We start from the raw sequence: 15,934 nt of genomic DNA on the forward strand, positions 1-15,934 counted from the left end.
TCTTGGGGGTGTACGCCGATGGTGTCCAAGACCGGTTCGGAATCCGGCGATAACCTGGAGGCATGATCGAACTGGAGACCCGAGAGCTCGAGTACTTCCTGGCGGTCGCCGACGAACTGCACTTCGGCCGGGCCGCCGTCCGGCTCTCGATCGCCCAGCCGGCGCTGTCGAAGGCGATCCGGCGGATCGAGACCCGGCTCGGTGTCCCGCTGTTCCTCCGCTCCAGCCGGCGCGTCGAGCTCACCCCGGCCGGGGAGGCGTTGCGGGAGCACGGGCGGCATGCCCTCAACGCGGTCGGCGCCGCCGTCCGGAACGCCCGGCGCGCCGGGGACGCCCAGGCCCATCTGCGGCTCGTGATCAAGCCCGGTGGCGATGCCGGTCTGCTGTCCGGGATCCTGGCCGGGTACGCCCACCAGCCCGACGCGCGCCGGGTGGACATCCTGTTCAGCGGCCCCGCCGACCGCTCCGACTTCCTGCGCGACGGCCGGGCCGACGTCGGCCTGCTCTACGCGCCGTTCGACGATCTCGACGGCCTGGCCCACGAGACGCTGTACACCGAGGACCGCGTGGTCATCGTCCCGTCAGGGCACCGGCTGGCCGGGCGCCCGGCGGTACGCCTGGCCGATCTGGAGGGCGAGACGCTGCCGCGCTGGAAAGGGGTCCCCGGAGGCGACGGCACCGGTCCCGAGGTCGCCGACGTGGTCCAGATGCTCCACATGATCACGGTGAGCCGGATGATCGGGGTGCTGCCCCGTTCGCTGGTCGAACCGGTCCCGGACGGCCTGGTCTGCGTCCCGGTGACCGACGCGCCGCCCAGCCGCCTCGTGCTCGCCTGGAACGAGCAGGACCGGCGGCCGCTGGTCGCGTCGTTCGTGGCCGCCGCGCTCACCGCTCAGATCCGTTCCGATACTCCCCGGGGGCCGAACACGGCGGCAACCGATGCGGCCGTGGCGGCGACCTGAGGCTGACAACCTGTCAGCTACGCAAGGGAGTTCACAGTGCGCTCATTCCTCGCGCGCCTGGCCACCGTGCTGGCCGCCTTGGCCGCGCTGGTCGCCGCGCCCGGTGTCGCGACGGCCGCCCCGTCGCGGGTCGCCGACGACTGGAACCCGCCCGCGAACCTCGTACAGCCGCTGGGCGAGGTGTGGAACCACGTCGAGTCGACCTATCCGGACCTCTACGGTTTCCGCAACTACGGCTGGGACCAGGTCATGGCCAACAGGGGAAGTGTCAACTACTGCGTCCGCTGGGAGTCCGACGCCCCGGTCAGCGCCGCGCTGCGCGACCAGATCCACGCCGCGCTGAAGAAGCAGTTCGCCAAGTGGATGGCGGCGATGGTGGAGAACGGCAAGGGCCACAACGCCTGGCCGTACACCAACGTCCCGGTCAACATCGTCGGCTGGGCGGTGAAGAACCGCTCGACGCTCCAGTGGACCGACAACTCGGTCGACATCTACGCCGGAAACCTCGACGGCGGCGGCGCCCCTCAGTGTTCCCCCGACTGCGGCCGCTTCTTCCACCAGGACGGCAACTACTCGCGCTGCCCCGGCGGTGCGGCGCACCACTACGACCAGTCGCTGTGGCTGACGAAGGGTTTCCAGGGCGGGGCCGGCGGGGACTGGGGCCAGCGCGTGGGACAGGAGTACTTCACCGGTGCGCTGAACCAGGAGAACATCCACATCTACCTGCATGAAGTCGGCCACACCTTCGGCCTCGACGACTTCTACGACTGGACCCCGACCGGCCAGTGCTGCTTCCTCATGAAGGCGGGCAGCGCCACGCAGATCACGGAGTTCGATAAGTGGATGCTCCGTGACTTCTGGCGCCACCTGAAGAGCCGCTACGGCCTCTGAGCGCTTCCCCTGCCCGGCTGGGCAGGGGAAGTCGGCCCGCTCAGAAATCGCATTCACCGCGCCAGGTGAGGCTGGTGATGGTGGCGTGGTCACCGATGATCAACTTGTAGTCGCCGGGTCCGGGGTTGAAGTGGAGGCACCTGTCGTACGTCCGTCCGTTGAAGACCCAGGTGGCCTGGATGTGGTCGTGGCCCGGCTGACGGGTGCCGTTGTTGAAGATGGTGCTGCCGACGATGCCGGTCTGGTGGGAGCCCCGCCAGTTGCCAGTCGTCTTGATCACGGCCGGACCGTCGGTGCCCACGTTGCTGTCGAACACGCAGACGTTCCCTGAAGGGCAGTTGGGTGGACTGGGCTCGGCCGACGCGGTGGGCGCACTGGCCAGTACGGCGACGAGGGCCGCGGACATGGCCGCCGTGGCGGCGAGGCGCTGGTGCATGGTGTTCCTCCCGGCTTCCGTGGGGCGCCCTCCTGGGCGCCCCTTCCGGCAGACAGGGCACCACAATCCGCGGGGACTGGTCCCGAAGCGCCCGTCAGCGGCCATCTACGAGGAAAACGGACCCACTCGGAACCAGTCGAACTCCGCCACATCGCCCGTGCCCCCGGTCGTCACATCACCCGTGCCGCCCGTCGCCGGACCGGTGGCGAAGAGCCCCAGGGTGGCCCCGATCCACTTGCCCGCCGTCGCCGGGAACGGCGCCCAGAGCGGCGTGAACCCCCGCCCGGCCACGTCGGCCGCGAACTGGCACACTGCACCCGGCCGCACACTCACCCGGAGCCGTACGCCCGAGCGCCCCCTCGGCAGCGGCACCGGCGTGATGGCGTCCACCTCGGCGGCGTCCTGGGCCGCGGTGCGGCATACGAGGACGATCCGGTCACCGTCGTGGCGCAGGCCCACCCAGGCATAGGTCTCGCCCAGGACCACCAGCCCGGCCCGGGACCCCGCCGTCGCGGTGGACAGTTTCAGCGAAGTCGTCGCGGTGAACGACTCGGCGGGCAGCCGCTGGCCCAGCACATTGGGCAGCGACCGGAGGTCATGGGCGACCGGGCTCGGACGGCAGGCCAGCGCGAGCCGGCTCGGGAAGCGGCGCAGCGACCACCACGCCGGATCGGCGTTCGCCTGCCACATCCACTGCTTCCCCAGCTCCGCCCCGGTGAAGTCGTCGCTGGTGGCCGGCGCGGTCACCTCCGTCCGCCCGTTCACCCCCGGCTTGGTGTGCACCAGCACCGGAGCGCCCCGGCCGCTGCCGTCGTCGGTGCCCATCACCGGCCAGCCGTCCGCGCGCCACCGCATCGGCTGGAGGTGCACCACCCGTCCGTAGGCCCCGCGGTCCTGGAAGTGCAGGAACCAGTCCTCGCCGCTCTCGGTGGTCACCCATGCGCCCTGGTGCGGCCCGTTGACGGGGGTGTCGCCCTGGGCGAGCACGATGCGGTCCTCGTACGGGCCCCGGATGGAGCGGGAGCGGAACGCCGACTGCCAGCCATTGGTGACGCCTCCGGCCGGAGCGAAGATCCAGTACCAGCCGTCCCGCTTGTAGAGCTTCGGCCCCTCCAGCGTGGTGTAGCCGGGGAGGTCATCGCCGTTGATCACGATCCGGCCCTCGTCGAGCAGAGCGGTCCCGTCCGGGCTCATGCGGTGCAGGGTGAGCCGGTTGTTGACGCCGCTGCGGCTCTTCGCCCATGCGTGGACCAGATACGCCTGCCCGTCGTCGTCCCACAGCGGACACGGGTCGATCAGCCCCTTGCCCGGTTTGACCGGACACGGTGTGCTCCACGGTCCTCGCGGGTCGGTGGCGGTCACCATGAAGATCCCGAAGTCGGGATCGGGGTAGAAGATCCAGAACTTGCCGTCGTGATGGCGCAGGGCCGGGGCCCACACCCCTTCGCCATGCCTGGGCTCGCCGAAGTGGTCCTTGGGCGACAACTCGGTCAGGGCGTGTCCGATGACGGTCCAGTTGACCAGGTCGACCGACCGCAGCACGGGCAGTCCGGGAACGCGGTTGAAGGTGGAGGCCACCAGATAGAAGTACGGGCCCACCCGGATCGCGTCGGGGTCGGACCAGTCGGCGTTGAGCACCGGGTTCTGATAGCGGCCGTCGCCCAGGTCGGCCACCCACGGCAGGTCCGTCCGGGCCGGCTCCGGCTCGCCTCGCGGCACCGCGCCACCTGCCTCAAGTGGCCCGCCGGGCCGTGGTGTTGCCGAAGCCGGGGCGGCGCCGCCGATGGCGCCGAGCACCGTCGATCCGGCGACCGCGCCGAGGCCGGTCCGTAACACCTGCCTGCGACCGTGTCCGCTCACTGTTCCCTCCGGGGCGACTCATGGGTGTGGTGCGTCCGTCGGTAAGCGCTTGCTGCCGGAGTCTGTCAGCGCGTCGTGGCCTGGGCAAGACGGGGTGAGAATCCGCCACCGGACGATTGGCCCGCCCCGGTAACCTCCTGGCCCGACCCGGCAACCTCCTGGTGCGCGGTGGCGACAGTCGCACGGCAGGAGTCGTCGAGCAGTGGGAGTGAGGGGCCATGGAAGCCGAACGTCGAGGGGTGGTGCGCGGCAGGCGTCGTGTGCTCGGGGTGGCCGTCGGAGCTCTGGCCTTGGCCGGTGCGGTCGCCCTGCCGGGGCAGGGGGCGTTCGCCGAGGGCGGGCGGGGACCGGCCGCCGCGTCCTGGAAAGCCGATGCCGCCGACGGTTTCGCGTCGGTCGACGCGCTGGGGCAGAACGGTACGTACGGGGGCCGGGACGGCCGTACGGTCACCGTGCGTACGCTCGCCGACCTCGAGAAGTACGCGACCGCGCCCGAGCCCTATGTCATCGTCGTGGCCGCGGCGATCACCATGGATCCCAAGGGCAAGGAGATCAAGGTCGCCTCGGACAAGACGATCGTGGGCTCGGGCACGTCGGGCCAGATCGTGGGCGGTGGCTTCTTCCTGGGCCAGGGCGTGCACAACGTCATCCTCAGGAATCTGACGATCCGTGATTCCTACGAGGGCACGTGGAACGACAAGGAGCACGACTGGGACGCCATCCAGATGGACGGCGCCCACCATGTGTGGATCGATCACAACGATCTGCGGCATATGGCCGACGGGCTGATCGACAGCCGTAAGGACACCACCTTCCTCACGGTGTCCTGGAACCGGCTGCAGCAGAACAACAAGAGCTTCGGGATCGGCTGGACGGAGAACACCACGGCCGACATCACGATCCACCACAACTGGTTCCGCGAGAGCGAGCAGCGCAACCCGTCCGCCGACAACATCGCCCACGCACATCTGTACAACAACTACCTGCAGGACGACCCCGGCACGGACATCAACTCCTCCTACGGCAACTACGCCCGGGGGAACACCAGGATGGTGCTGGAGAACAGCTACTTCCAGGGCTTCAAGAACCCCGTCATCAAGGACGGCACCGCCACCCTGGTCCAGCGCGGCAACGTCTTCGCCAACACCTCCGGCCGCAACGAGAGCGGTGGCACCGCGTTCGACCCGAAGGCGTACTACTCCTACTCCCTCGACCCCGCCGACCGGGTGCCGTCCATCGTGAGCACCGGCTCGGGCCCCGCGTCGGCCATCGGCGCCACCGGCTGACGCGGCGCCGTCCTCACGGGGCGTCGGAGCCGTCGTAGCCGGGGAGGGCCAGCGCCGAATGCACGTCCCGGCCGCCGCTGCTGAGCACGGCGGACGGCTCACGCAGCGCCTTGTTGCGCTGGGCCAGTTCCTCGGCGGTGCGAGGGGAGACGCCGGCGTTTCCATCGCCTGCGAGGGCCTGGTTCCGCTCGGCGAACGACCTCAGGGTGCGCTCGTACCCCTCGAAGGCGTCGTCGTGGTGGGCGTGTGCGGCCAGTTCACCGGCGAGGACGTACGCGCCGACCAGCGCCAGACTCGAGCCCTGACCGGAGAAGAACGACGGCGCGTAGGCGGCGTCGCCGATCAGGGCGACCCGGCCCGTGGACCACCGTGGCATGTGGATCTGGCTGACCACGTCGAAGAAGAGGTCGTCGCTGTCGCGCATGGCGGCGACCATGCGTGGGACCTCCCATCCGTATCCGGAGAACACCTCGGCCACAAGGTCGCGCTGGGCGGCGGGGTCGTGGAAGGCGTCGAAGGACGGTTCGGGGTGCAGGAAGGTGAGGAAGGCGTGGACCCGGTCGTCGTCGCGGGGCGCGTAGAGGACGGCGGTCCGGCCCGGGACGTTCCAGGTGAGCCCCTCGTGCGCGAGCCCCAGGTGGTTGGGCATGGTGAATCCGGCGAAGCAGTGGTCGAGGTAGCGGTGGTAGCCCTCCTCGGGGCCGAAGGCCAGGCTCCTGGTGTGCGAGTGGATGCCATCGGCGCCGATGACCACGTCGAAGGTGCGCCGGGCGCCGCCGCGGAAGGTCACGTCGACCCCGCCGTCGTGGTCGTGGAGGGTGGCGATGGAGTCGTTGAAGAGGATCTCGACGTCGTCGTGGATGGCGCCGTAGAGGATCTCGGCCAGCTCTCCGCGCGGGATTTCGAGGTCATGGCCTTCCTCGCCACCGGAGATGGCCTCGGGCGGGACGGCGCCTACCGGATCGCCTTGCTCGTCGAGGAAGGTGATCCGGTGCATGCCGACGTGGGCGTCCCGGAGCCGGGGGAGCACCCCCATCCGCCGGGCGACCTCGATCGCGGTGCCGCGGATGTCGATGGGGTAGCCGCCACCGCGCAGTGCGGCCGCCTTCTCGACGAGGGTGACCGCGAAGCCGTAACGGCGGAGCCAGTAGGCCAGCGCGGGACCGGCGATGCTGGCGCCGGAGACCAGGACCGTTCGCCGCGGCGTGATGTTCATGGTGCCCATGGGCGTTCCTCTCCGGCCCTCCCGCGGGGAGGGCCCGGTCGCATACCTAACTCAGGTATCCTTTTTTATGGCGTGAAGAGCCCCGGAGGTGCGGGGTCGACGAGGAAGACTATATACCTAAGTTAGGTAGATGTGGAGGCCGGGCATGACCGCCGAAGGACCGGAGGCCGGGCAGGGCGGCGACGGCGAGCACGACCTGCTGGCCATGCTGCCCCGTCTGACGCAGCTCAGCGGCGCCGTGAACCGGGGCCGGGTGACCGAGCGCGCCATGGAGGCCGCCGGCGTATCCGTGGACCGCCCCGCGATGTCGGTGCTGGTCGCCCTGCATGTGGCGGGCACCCCACTGCGCGTGGGGGAGATCGCCGCGCGGATGCAGGTGGTCGGGCCCCATGTCACCCGGCAGATCAACGAGTTGGCGCGGCGGGGGCTGGTCCGCCGGGTCACCGATCCGGACGATCAGCGCGCCCGGCTCATCGAGCCGACCGCCGAGGGAGCGGCCGCCACCGAGCGTTATATGCGGACCGTCCTCGGATGGTTCAGCGACGCCCTCGCCGCCTGGACCCCACACGACCGCGAGGTCTTCGGCCGCCTGCTCGCGCGCTTCGTCGACGACCTCACCGCCCACCTGAACTCCTTCGACGACGACCGGGCCGGCTGAGCGGACACCGATCGGCCGTCCGGGATCAGGGTCCGGTGGCAGCCGCCTGGCCGCTCAGCGAGGCGCCCCGCCCGTCTCGACGAGCTCGGCCAGCTTGTCCAGGGCCATGCGCTGCCCCAGCTCGTTGTCGGCGGCCGGTACGGCGTCGGGGATCCCCTCGTGCAGGAGGTGGACGTCGGTGCCGCCGCCCTCCGCGTCGGTGAGCGTGGTCGTCATCGTCATCGTGGAGCGCAGGGCAGGGTCCGCGGTCTCGAACTCGAGCACCTCGACCACCTGCTCATCCGGCACCAGCCGGGTGAAGCGGCCCTGGTAGGTGTCCGTATGGCCGCCCGACTTGCCGGTGCTCGCAGGGTCGTCGTAGACGAGGGAGATACGGAAGACGCCCCCTTCGCGGGGGTCGAACTCATGCACCCGGCTGGTCATGCCCTCGGGCACCCGCCAGGCCGCGACGGCGCTCGCGTCGAGGAGCGCCCGGTAGACGGCGGAGCGCGGAGCGTTCACCCGCCGGGTGAGTCGCATGGTGTACATGCGCTCAACCTAGCGGCCCGGTGGCGGGTATGTGATCCGATGGCACCGGAGCCACCGCCCCGGATGTGCGGGTGGCGGCGGAGGTCTGGCGTCCGGAAAGACCTCCGCCGCCGGGACACCCCATCCACGGAGCGTTGTCGAGGGGTGCCGTCCTGGGGGAGTGGGGTCAGCGCTTGACCTTGCGGGTCGCCCGCAGCCACTCCTTGTTCATCGCGGTGATGGAGAACAGCGGGATGCCCTTGGGGCAGGCCGTGGCGCACTCACCGGTGAGGGTGCAGCCGCCGAAGCCCTCGGCGTCCATCTGGGCCACCATGTCCAGCACCCGGGTCTCCCGCTCCGGAGAGCCCTGGGGCAGCACATTGAGATGGTTGACCTTGGCCGAGGTGAACAGCATCGCCGCGCCGTTGGGGCAGGCCGCCACGCAGGCACCGCAGCCGATGCACTCGGCGTGCTCGAACGCGAAGTCCGCGTCCGCCTTGGGCACCGGAGTGGCGTGTGCCTCCGGCGCGGCCCCGGTCGGGGCGGTGATGTAGCCACCGGCCTGGATCACCCGGTCGAACGCGGAGCGGTCCACCACCAGGTCCTTGATGACCGGGAAGGCGGAGGCGCGCCACGGCTCGATGTCGATGGTGTCGCCGTCCTGGAAGGACCGCATGTGGAGCTGGCAGGTGGTGGTGCGCTCCGGACCGTGGGCGTCACCGTTGATCACCAGGCTGCACGCACCGCAGATGCCCTCACGGCAGTCGTGGTCGAAGGCCACCGGCTCATCGCCCTTGACGATGAGCTCCTCGTTGAGGACGTCGAGCATCTCCAGGAAGGACATGTCCTGGGAGACGCCGTCCAGCTCGTAGGTGGCCATGGCGCCGGGGGCGTCGGGGTTCTTCTGGCGCCAGACGCGCAGGGTGAGCTTCATGCGTAGCTCCGCTGAGTGGGGTGGACGTAAGTGAAGGTCAGCTGCTCCTTGTGGAGCACGGGAGCGGCGCCGGTGTCGGTGAACTCCCAGGCCGCGGCGTAGGAGAACTCCTCGTCCCCGCGGGCCGCCTCACCGTCGGGGGTCTGGGACTCCTCGCGGAAGTGGCCGCCGCAGGACTCGGCCCGGTGCAGGGCGTCCAGGCACATCAGCTCGGCCAGCTCCAGATAGTCCACGACCCGGTTGGCCTTCTCCAGCGACTGGTTGAACTCCTCGCCGGTGCCCGGCACCTTGAGCCGCCGCCAGAACTCCTCACGGATCTGCGGGATGCGGTCCAGCGCCTTGCGCAGCCCCTCGTCGGTGCGGGCCATACCGCAGAACTCCCAGACCAGCTCGCCGATCTCACGGTGGAAGGAGTCGGGGGTGCGGTCGCCGTCCACGGTCAGCAGCCTGGCCAGTCGGTCCTCGGTCTCCCGCACGGCCTCGACGGCCGCCGGGTGCGAGGCGTCGACCTCGTCCTTGTGCGGATTGCGGGCCAGGTAGTCGTTGATGGTCGACGGCAGGACGAAGTAGCCATCGGCCAGGCCCTGCATCAGCGCGGAGGCGCCGAGCCGGTTGGCGCCGTGGTCGGAGAAGTTGGCCTCGCCGATCGCGAACAGCCCCGGCACGGTGGTCTGCAGGTCGTAGTCGACCCACAGCCCGCCCATCGTGTAGTGGATCGCGGGGTAGATGCGCATCGGGACCTCGTACGGGTTCTCCGCCGTGATCCGCTCGTACATGTCGAAGAGGTTGCCGTACTTCTCCTCGACCGCCTTGCGCCCCATCCGGGCGATGGCGTCGGCGAAGTCCAGATAGACGCCCTGGCCACCGGGGCCTACGCCACGGCCCTCGTCGCAGACGTTCTTCGCGGCGCGGGAGGCGATGTCGCGCGGCACCAGATTGCCGAACGACGGATAGATCCGCTCCAGGTAGTAGTCGCGCTCGTCCTCGGGGATCTCGGCGGGCGGACGGGTGTCGCCCTTCGCCTTGGGCACCCAGATCCGGCCGTCGTTGCGCAGCGACTCGCTCATCAGGGTCAGCTTGGACTGGTGGTCCCCGGAGCGCGGGATGCAGGTCGGGTGGATCTGGGTGAAGCAGGGGTTGGCGAAGTACGCGCCGCGCCGGTGCGCCCGCCAGACGGCGGTCGCGTTGGAGTTCATGGCGTTCGTCGACAGGTAGAAGACGTTGCCGTAGCCGCCGCTGGCCAGCACCACCGCGTCGGCGAAGTACGTGGAGATCCGGCCGGTCACCAGATCGCGGGCGACGATGCCACGCGCCCGCCCGTCGACCACGATCAGGTCCAGCATCTCGGTGCGGGCGTGCATCTCCACATTGCCCGCCGCGATCTGGCGGGACAGCGCCTGGTAGGCGCCGAGCAGCAGCTGCTGGCCGGTCTGGCCGCGGGCGTAGAAGGTGCGGGAGACCTGCACACCGCCGAAGGAGCGGGTGTCCAGCAGACCGCCGTACTCGCGGGCGAAGGGCACGCCCTGGGCCACGCACTGGTCGATGATCTCCACCGAGATCTGCGCCAGGCGGTGGACATTGGACTCGCGGGCGCGGAAGTCACCGCCTTTGACGGTGTCGTAGAACAGCCGGTGGATCGAGTCGCCGTCGTTGCGGTAGTTCTTCGCCGCGTTGATCCCGCCCTGGGCGGCGATGGAGTGGGCCCGGCGCGGTGAGTCCTGGTAGCAGAACTGGACCACGTGGTAGCCCTGCTCGGCCAGGGTGGCGCCGGCGGCGCCACCGGCCAGCCCGGTGCCGACCACGATGATGGTGTGCTTGCGGCGGTTGGCGGGGTTGACCAGCTTGGCCTCGAAGCGGCGGGTGTCCCAGCGCTCGTTGACCGGCCCGGAGGGGGCCTGCTCGTCCTGGATCGGCTCGCCGACGGTGTACTCGGTGTATTCGCTGTACTCGCTGTACGAGGTCATGGTCAGCTCACCACTCCGGTCATGACACCGACGGGTATGGAGATGAACCCGGCGGTGAGAACGATGGCCAGGGCGTTGGCGATGGCCTTGAGGGCGCGGTCACGGGTGTGGTTGCCCGCGCCGAGGGTCTGCGCGGCGCTCCAGAAGCCGTGCCGGACGTGCATGCCCATGGCCAGCATCGCCACGATGTAGATGACGTTCCCGTACCAGGTGGAGAAGGTGTCCACCACGTTCTGGTACGGATGGCCCTCCTGGAATCCGCCGGAGTGTGTGGTGCCGGTGGTGAGGTCCAGAACGTGCCAGACGATGAACAGGCCCAGGATCACCCCGCCCCAGCGCATGGTCCGGGTGGCATAGCTCATCCGTGGCTTGGTGTGGACGTACTTCTGCGGGCGAGCCTTGATGTCGCGCCGGCTCAGCTGGTAGGCGGACACGGCGTGCAGGACCACCGCGGCCAGGAGGACGATCCGGGCGATCCACAGGCCCCACTCATGGTGCAGAACGGGGGCTCCCATGACACGCAGCCAGTGTCCGTAGGCGTTGAATTCCCCGGGACCGAAGAAGATCTTCATGTTCCCGAGCAGGTGGGCGCAGAGGTAGCCGATCATGATCAGACCGGTCGCGCCCATGACGATCTTCTTGCCGAGGGTCGATTGCCAGAAATTGAGCGCCATGGACGGCCGCCGCTCCGCCCGCGTCGGACGCTGCTCCGGCCGCGTTGTCAATGCCATGAACACGACGTTAGAACCGGGTGGGTCAAAAGGGCCAAGATATGATTCTGATCATCTCGATAGGCAATGCCTATCGAGGGCCGCTCGGATCCGGCCACGCTTGACTTTGTCGTCCGCGCGGCCAGGGAAAACCGGTCAGCAGAAGCCCTCGCGCGTGATGGCGAGCGCCTGGCGGAGGAGGTCCACGACGTCGCGCTCGCGGCGTTCGAGAGCCGTCTGCCCGACGACGCGGAAGGCGGCGAGGAGGGTCGCGGCGAGGACCTGGGCCCGCAGGGGCGTGTCCGGTCCGGCGGGCAGGCGCTCCTCGGCGGCCACGGCGAGATCGCGTTCGGCGGCGGCGTAGGTGGCGACCAGCTCGGGCAGCAGCGCCGGGTGCAGGCGCAGGGTCCGGTAGCGCTCCTCCTGCTCCGGGTCGGCCGCGAACTCGGTGGAGTGCTGCTCGGCGGCGCCGATGACCGCCGCCATCAGGGATTCCCGCGCCGGGCGGGCGCGGATGAGCTCGACCAGCCGGATCGTACGCGCCCGGTCGTGGTGCAGCAGCGCCTGCTCCTTGCTGGCGAAGTAGTTGGAGAAGGTGCGCCGGGAGACGGTGGCGGCATCGGCGATGGCCTCCACCGTGAGGCTCTCGACGCCGTGCTCGGCGGCGAGGAGCACGGCGGCGTCGTGCAGTGACTGGCGGGTCGCCGCCTTCTTGCGCTCACGCAGGCCGGTAGTCATCGCCGATGAGCATACGGGAGAAGGTCGATTCTTTCCCGTTGGGCAATCTTGCACAGTGGGAATGTTTCTGTGAGGCTGAGCCCGCGCCGCCGATCAGCCGCCGGCCGGTCAGCCGTGGCTGGTCGGTCGCCGACCGAACAGCCACCGGTCAACGCCACCCCGGACGGCATCCGAGCCCCGCACACCTTCCGACGCAGAGGCCCGAGGACTCCCTATGCCCACCCCCCAACGCCCGCCCGCCACCACCTCCATGGACACCCAGGAGCTGGGATTCGACCCGGACACCCTGCGGACGAAGTACCGGGCCGAGCGCGACCGCCGGATCCGCCCCGACGGCAACAAGCAATACCGGCGCATCGCCGGGGAGTTCGGCTCGTACGCCCAGGACCCGTATGTGGAGCCGGGGTTCACCCGGGAGCCGCTGCGCGACCGGGTCGAGGTGCTGGTCATCGGGGGCGGATTCGGTGGTCTGCTCGCCGGTGCGCGGCTGCGGCAGGCCGGTGTGCGGGAGATCCGCGTGATCGAGCAGGGCGGGGACTTCGGCGGGACCTGGTACTGGAACCGCTATCCGGGTGTCCAGTGCGACATCGAGTCCTACGTCTATATGCCCCTGCTCGAGGAGGTCGGCTACGTACCACGGTGGCGCTACGCACCCGGCGAGGAGATCAGACAGCACGCACGGGCGATCGGGCGCCACTTCGACCTCTACCGCGATGTCTGCTTCCAGACCCAGGTGACCGAACTCCACTGGGACGACGCCGAGTTGGAGTGGACCGTGCACACCGACCGGGACGACCGCGTCCGGGCGCGCTATGTGGTCATCTCCAGCGGAACACTCAGCCGGGCGAAACTCCCCGGCATCCCCGGGATCGAGACCTTCCAGGGGCATACGTTCCACACGAGCCGCTGGGACTACGACTACACCGGCGGCGACGCGAGCGGCGGTCTGCGCAAACTGGCCGACAAGCGCGTGGCCCTCATCGGCACCGGCGCGACCGCCATCCAGGCCGTGCCACATCTGGGGCGCGACGCCGAGCGGCTGTATGTGTTCCAGCGCACGCCGTCCTCGGTCGATGTGCGAGGCAACCGCCCCACCGACGAGGGCTGGGCCGCGTCGCTCACGCCCGGCTGGCAGTGGCGCCGCAGGGACAACTTCCTCGCCGTCGTCACCGGTGGTCAGGTGGACGAGGACCTGGTGGACGACGGCTGGACGAGCACCGCCCGGCTGCAGCAGAAGCTCATCCCGACCGACAGCTACGCGGATCTCCCGCCCAGGGAGCGCGAACGCCGCTACGAGCTCGCCGACTTCCAGAAGATGAACGGAATCCGCGACCGAGTGGACTCCATCGTCGAGAACACGGCGACGGCCGAGGCCCTCAAGCCCTGGTACCGCTATATGTGCAAGCGCCCCACGTTCAGCGACACCTATCTGGACACCTTCAACCGGCCCAATGTCACGCTGGTGGACACGGCCGACCACGGGGGCGTCGAGCGCGTCACCGAGAAGGCCGTCGTGGTCGGCGGGGTCGAGTACGAGGTCGACTGCGTCGTCTTCGCCACCGGCTTCGAGGTCGGCGTCTCCGGAATCACCTCCGGACTCCTCCCGGTGCACGGCCGGGGCGGTATCACCCTGACCGAAGCCTGGAGCGGCGGCCCGAAGACACTGCACGGCTTCTACAGCCACGGCTTCCCCAACCTCTTCCAGCTCGGCCCGCTGCAGAACGCCAGCTCGGTCAACTATGTGCACATCCTCGATGAGCAGGCCATTCATGTCGCCGAGGTGCTCGCCGAGGCGCGTAAGCGCGGGGCCCGGTATGTCGAGCCGACCGCCGAGGCCGAGGCGGCGTGGCGCGCCACGATCCGTGAGAAGGCGGCGGACCTGTACGCCTTCCATGCCGAGTGCACTCCCGGCTACTACAACAACGAGGGCATGCCGAGGGAGCGCAGCGAGTCCTTCGGCGACGGGCCGATCGCCTTCCACGAACTGCTCAGGCACTGGCGCGCGGACGGCGGCATGGACGACGTCCTGGTCCCCTGACACCGATGTTTGCCACTTATACGGAAGGAGAGGCGATGCACCCCAGCCGGTTCGACGACACCGGCCGTACGCAGGTCACGAGCGATCGTATGGAGGTGCGACGACTCACCCGGGCGAACCGGCTGTGGGGTTCCAATGGTGTCACCTTCGGCCCCGACGGGCGGCTGTACGTGGCGCAGTTCCTCGCCGGGCAGATCAGCGCCGTGGACCCGGCCTCGGGTGACATCGAGGTGGTGGTGCCGCTCGACGGCCCGGTGGAGGCGCCGGACGACCTTGCCTTCGGGGCGGACGGCTCGATGTACATCGCCGATCTGACCCCCGGCCGGGTGTGGCGGCGCGACTCCGGGGGCGAGTACACGCTCGTCTCCGACCAGGTGTCGGTGCCGAACGGCATCACCTGCGTCGGCGACCGTCTCTTCGTCAACGAGATGAAGATGAACGGCCGCCTGATGGAGCTGTTTCCGGGCGGTGGCGACCCGACGGTGCTGACCGACGGACTGGCCCTGGGCAACGCGATGCAACTCGGCCCGGACGGCTGTCTGTACTACCCGCAGATGATGCGCAACCAGGTCTGGCGGATCCCGCCCGACGGCGGGGTGCCCGAGCTGGTGGCCGGGGAGGTGGACGACCCGGTCGCGGTGCGGTTCGACCGGGGCGGCGTCCTCGTTGTCCTGTCCCGTGGCAGGGCCGGGGTGGTGACCCGTATCGATCTGAACACCGGGGCCCGGTCGGTCGTCGCCACCGGCGTCGTGGGGCTGGACAACGCCGCGTTCGACCACGAGAACCGGATGTTCGTGTCCAGCTTCGCCAGTGGCGGGATCGCGGAGGTGCACACGGACGGCCGGACCCGGGTGGTGGTCCCGCAGGGGTTCGACGGGCCCTTCGGCATCACGGTCGACCTCGGTGGCACGGTGTACGCGGCCGACCACTTCCGGCTGGCGGGCCCGGATGCCACCGGCCACGACGGGCGGGAGCCCGGTGTCGTCACCCATGAGCTGATGTACGCCGTGCACAACGTCACCGCCGACGACGGCCTGCTGCACCTCACCTCACAACTCGGCGATGTGCGCACCCACGACCCCGTGGACAGGACCATGCGGGTGCGTGCGACCGGGCTGGATCAGCCCACCGGGATCGCCGTCGCACCGGACGGCTCCCTCGTGGTCGCCGAGACCGGCGTCGGCCGCATCCTGCGCATCGACGACACCGACACGGTCAGCGTGCTCGCCGAGGGACTCGACCACCCTTTGGACGTCGCCTTCGACGGCCGAGGGCGCTGCTATGTCAGCGACGACCGGCGCGGCGCGGTGCTCCGGCTGGAGGACGGCGAGGCGGTGGTCGTCGCGGACGGGCTCGGCGAACCGCAGGGCCTGGCCGTGCGCGGCGACGAGCTGTTCACGGTGGAGGTCGCGCACCGGCGGCTGCGGGCGATCTCGCTGGCCACGGGCGAGAGCAGGACCGACGCGGAGGACCTGGCGGTCGGCCTGCCGCCCGGGATCACCCGCACCGAACCCGAGCCGATTCCCGGAGTCCCCGGCCGCCCGCGCCAGTTCGCCGGGCTCGCCGTCGCACCGGACGGGGCCCTCCTCGTATCGGCCAACGGGGAGGGGAGTGTGCTGCGTCTGGAAGCGCCTGCCGAATGAGCCGCCGCGGCTCCAGGATCCCATTCCAGATGGTTTTCCCTCCTTCGTGTGACCTTCCAGGTACATGCCCCCATGTGCTGGT

Annotated in this window: 13 protein-coding genes and 1 pseudogene; 6 read left to right on the forward strand and 8 right to left on the reverse strand. The window is 69.8% G+C overall.

The window, feature by feature from the left end:
• Positions 1 to 62: 62 nt before the first annotated feature.
• Positions 63 to 962: a LysR family transcriptional regulator gene (locus J2Z30_RS06900; RefSeq protein ID WP_044579671.1), complete on the forward strand. Its 900-nt coding sequence runs from the start codon at positions 63 to 65 to the stop codon at positions 960 to 962.
• 36 nt (positions 963 to 998) lie between these two features.
• Positions 999 to 1,853 carry a hypothetical protein gene (locus J2Z30_RS06905; protein ID WP_107073425.1) on the forward strand — a complete coding sequence of 285 codons (855 nt, stop codon included), beginning with the start codon at positions 999 to 1,001 and terminating at the stop codon, positions 1,851 to 1,853.
• Between the two features lie 40 nt (positions 1,854 to 1,893).
• Here J2Z30_RS06905 and J2Z30_RS06910 read toward each other — a convergent pair whose 3' ends face one another.
• The gene (locus tag J2Z30_RS06910; RefSeq protein WP_044579673.1) at positions 1,894 to 2,289 is read right to left on the reverse strand and encodes a hypothetical protein; all 396 of its coding nucleotides are present in this window, start codon (positions 2,287 to 2,289) and stop codon (positions 1,894 to 1,896) included.
• 105 nt (positions 2,290 to 2,394) lie between these two features.
• Positions 2,395 to 3,954: a glycoside hydrolase family 43 protein gene (locus tag J2Z30_RS06915; RefSeq protein WP_063791148.1), complete on the reverse strand. Its 1,560-nt coding sequence runs from the start codon at positions 3,952 to 3,954 to the stop codon at positions 2,395 to 2,397.
• A gap of 413 nt (positions 3,955 to 4,367) precedes the next feature.
• On the opposite strand from J2Z30_RS06915, the pseudogene J2Z30_RS06920 reads away from it, so the two are divergent.
• Positions 4,368 to 5,429, forward strand: a pseudogene (locus tag J2Z30_RS06920) (pectate lyase family protein); the annotation flags it as partial.
• A 19-nt stretch (positions 5,430 to 5,448) separates the two neighbouring features.
• Here J2Z30_RS06920 and J2Z30_RS06925 read toward each other — a convergent pair.
• Positions 5,449 to 6,660, reverse strand: a complete 1,212-nt coding sequence (locus tag J2Z30_RS06925; RefSeq protein ID WP_044579678.1) for an FAD-dependent monooxygenase — start codon at positions 6,658 to 6,660, stop codon at positions 5,449 to 5,451.
• Between the two features lie 145 nt (positions 6,661 to 6,805).
• Between J2Z30_RS06925 and J2Z30_RS06930 the strand changes: the two genes are divergently transcribed.
• Positions 6,806 to 7,318, forward strand: coding sequence for a MarR family winged helix-turn-helix transcriptional regulator (locus J2Z30_RS06930; protein ID WP_044579681.1), 513 nt, complete (start codon positions 6,806 to 6,808; stop codon positions 7,316 to 7,318).
• Positions 7,319 to 7,372: 54 nt separating this feature from the next.
• On the opposite strand, the gene J2Z30_RS06935 is transcribed toward J2Z30_RS06930, so the two are convergent.
• The 5 genes from J2Z30_RS06935 to J2Z30_RS06955 form a co-directional block, all read right to left on the reverse strand.
• Entirely contained in the window at positions 7,373 to 7,846 is a 474-nt protein-coding gene (locus J2Z30_RS06935; RefSeq protein WP_044579682.1) for an SRPBCC domain-containing protein, read from the reverse strand.
• A gap of 166 nt (positions 7,847 to 8,012) precedes the next feature.
• Positions 8,013 to 8,759, reverse strand: a complete 747-nt coding sequence (locus tag J2Z30_RS06940) for a succinate dehydrogenase/fumarate reductase iron-sulfur subunit (RefSeq protein WP_044579683.1) — start codon at positions 8,757 to 8,759, stop codon at positions 8,013 to 8,015.
• Positions 8,756 to 10,723 carry a fumarate reductase/succinate dehydrogenase flavoprotein subunit gene (locus J2Z30_RS06945; protein WP_044579685.1) on the reverse strand — a complete coding sequence of 656 codons (1,968 nt, stop codon included), beginning with the start codon at positions 10,721 to 10,723 and terminating at the stop codon, positions 8,756 to 8,758. Before J2Z30_RS06945 ends, J2Z30_RS06940 begins: the two co-directional genes overlap by 4 nt.
• A 2-nt stretch (positions 10,724 to 10,725) precedes the next feature.
• Positions 10,726 to 11,454, reverse strand: coding sequence for a succinate dehydrogenase (locus J2Z30_RS06950; RefSeq protein ID WP_078957427.1), 729 nt, complete (start codon positions 11,452 to 11,454; stop codon positions 10,726 to 10,728).
• Positions 11,455 to 11,589: 135 nt separating this feature from the next.
• A complete protein-coding gene (locus J2Z30_RS06955) occupies positions 11,590 to 12,171 on the reverse strand; it encodes a TetR/AcrR family transcriptional regulator (RefSeq protein ID WP_044579687.1) in 582 nt (193 codons plus the stop codon).
• A gap of 214 nt (positions 12,172 to 12,385) precedes the next feature.
• On the opposite strand from J2Z30_RS06955, the gene J2Z30_RS06960 reads away from it, so the two are divergent.
• Entirely contained in the window at positions 12,386 to 14,209 is a 1,824-nt protein-coding gene (locus tag J2Z30_RS06960; RefSeq protein ID WP_044579689.1) for a flavin-containing monooxygenase, read from the forward strand.
• Between the two features lie 35 nt (positions 14,210 to 14,244).
• The gene (locus J2Z30_RS06965) at positions 14,245 to 15,852 is read left to right on the forward strand and encodes an NHL repeat protein (RefSeq protein ID WP_044579691.1); all 1,608 of its coding nucleotides are present in this window, start codon (positions 14,245 to 14,247) and stop codon (positions 15,850 to 15,852) included.
• The last annotated feature ends 82 nt before the right edge of the window (positions 15,853 to 15,934 follow it).

Source organism: Streptomyces iranensis, assembly GCF_017874715.1.
Lineage (GTDB): Bacteria > Actinomycetota > Actinomycetes > Streptomycetales > Streptomycetaceae > Streptomyces > Streptomyces iranensis.

Coding starts and splice junctions, on each gene's coding strand:
- J2Z30_RS06945 (WP_044579685.1), bottom strand. CDS start 10,723: ATGACCTCGTACAGCGAGTACAGCGAATACACCGAGTACACCGTCGGC.
- J2Z30_RS06965 (WP_044579691.1), top strand. CDS start 14,245: ATGCACCCCAGCCGGTTCGACGACACCGGCCGTACGCAGGTCACGAGC.
- J2Z30_RS06935 (WP_044579682.1), bottom strand. CDS start 7,846: ATGTACACCATGCGACTCACCCGGCGGGTGAACGCTCCGCGCTCCGCC.
- J2Z30_RS06950 (WP_078957427.1), bottom strand. CDS start 11,454: ATGGCATTGACAACGCGGCCGGAGCAGCGTCCGACGCGGGCGGAGCGG.
- J2Z30_RS06910 (WP_044579673.1), bottom strand. CDS start 2,289: ATGCACCAGCGCCTCGCCGCCACGGCGGCCATGTCCGCGGCCCTCGTC.
- J2Z30_RS06900 (WP_044579671.1), top strand. CDS start 63: ATGATCGAACTGGAGACCCGAGAGCTCGAGTACTTCCTGGCGGTCGCC.
- J2Z30_RS06955 (WP_044579687.1), bottom strand. CDS start 12,171: ATGACTACCGGCCTGCGTGAGCGCAAGAAGGCGGCGACCCGCCAGTCA.
- J2Z30_RS06925 (WP_044579678.1), bottom strand. CDS start 6,660: ATGGGCACCATGAACATCACGCCGCGGCGAACGGTCCTGGTCTCCGGC.
- J2Z30_RS06960 (WP_044579689.1), top strand. CDS start 12,386: ATGCCCACCCCCCAACGCCCGCCCGCCACCACCTCCATGGACACCCAG.
- J2Z30_RS06930 (WP_044579681.1), top strand. CDS start 6,806: ATGACCGCCGAAGGACCGGAGGCCGGGCAGGGCGGCGACGGCGAGCAC.
- J2Z30_RS06940 (WP_044579683.1), bottom strand. CDS start 8,759: ATGAAGCTCACCCTGCGCGTCTGGCGCCAGAAGAACCCCGACGCCCCC.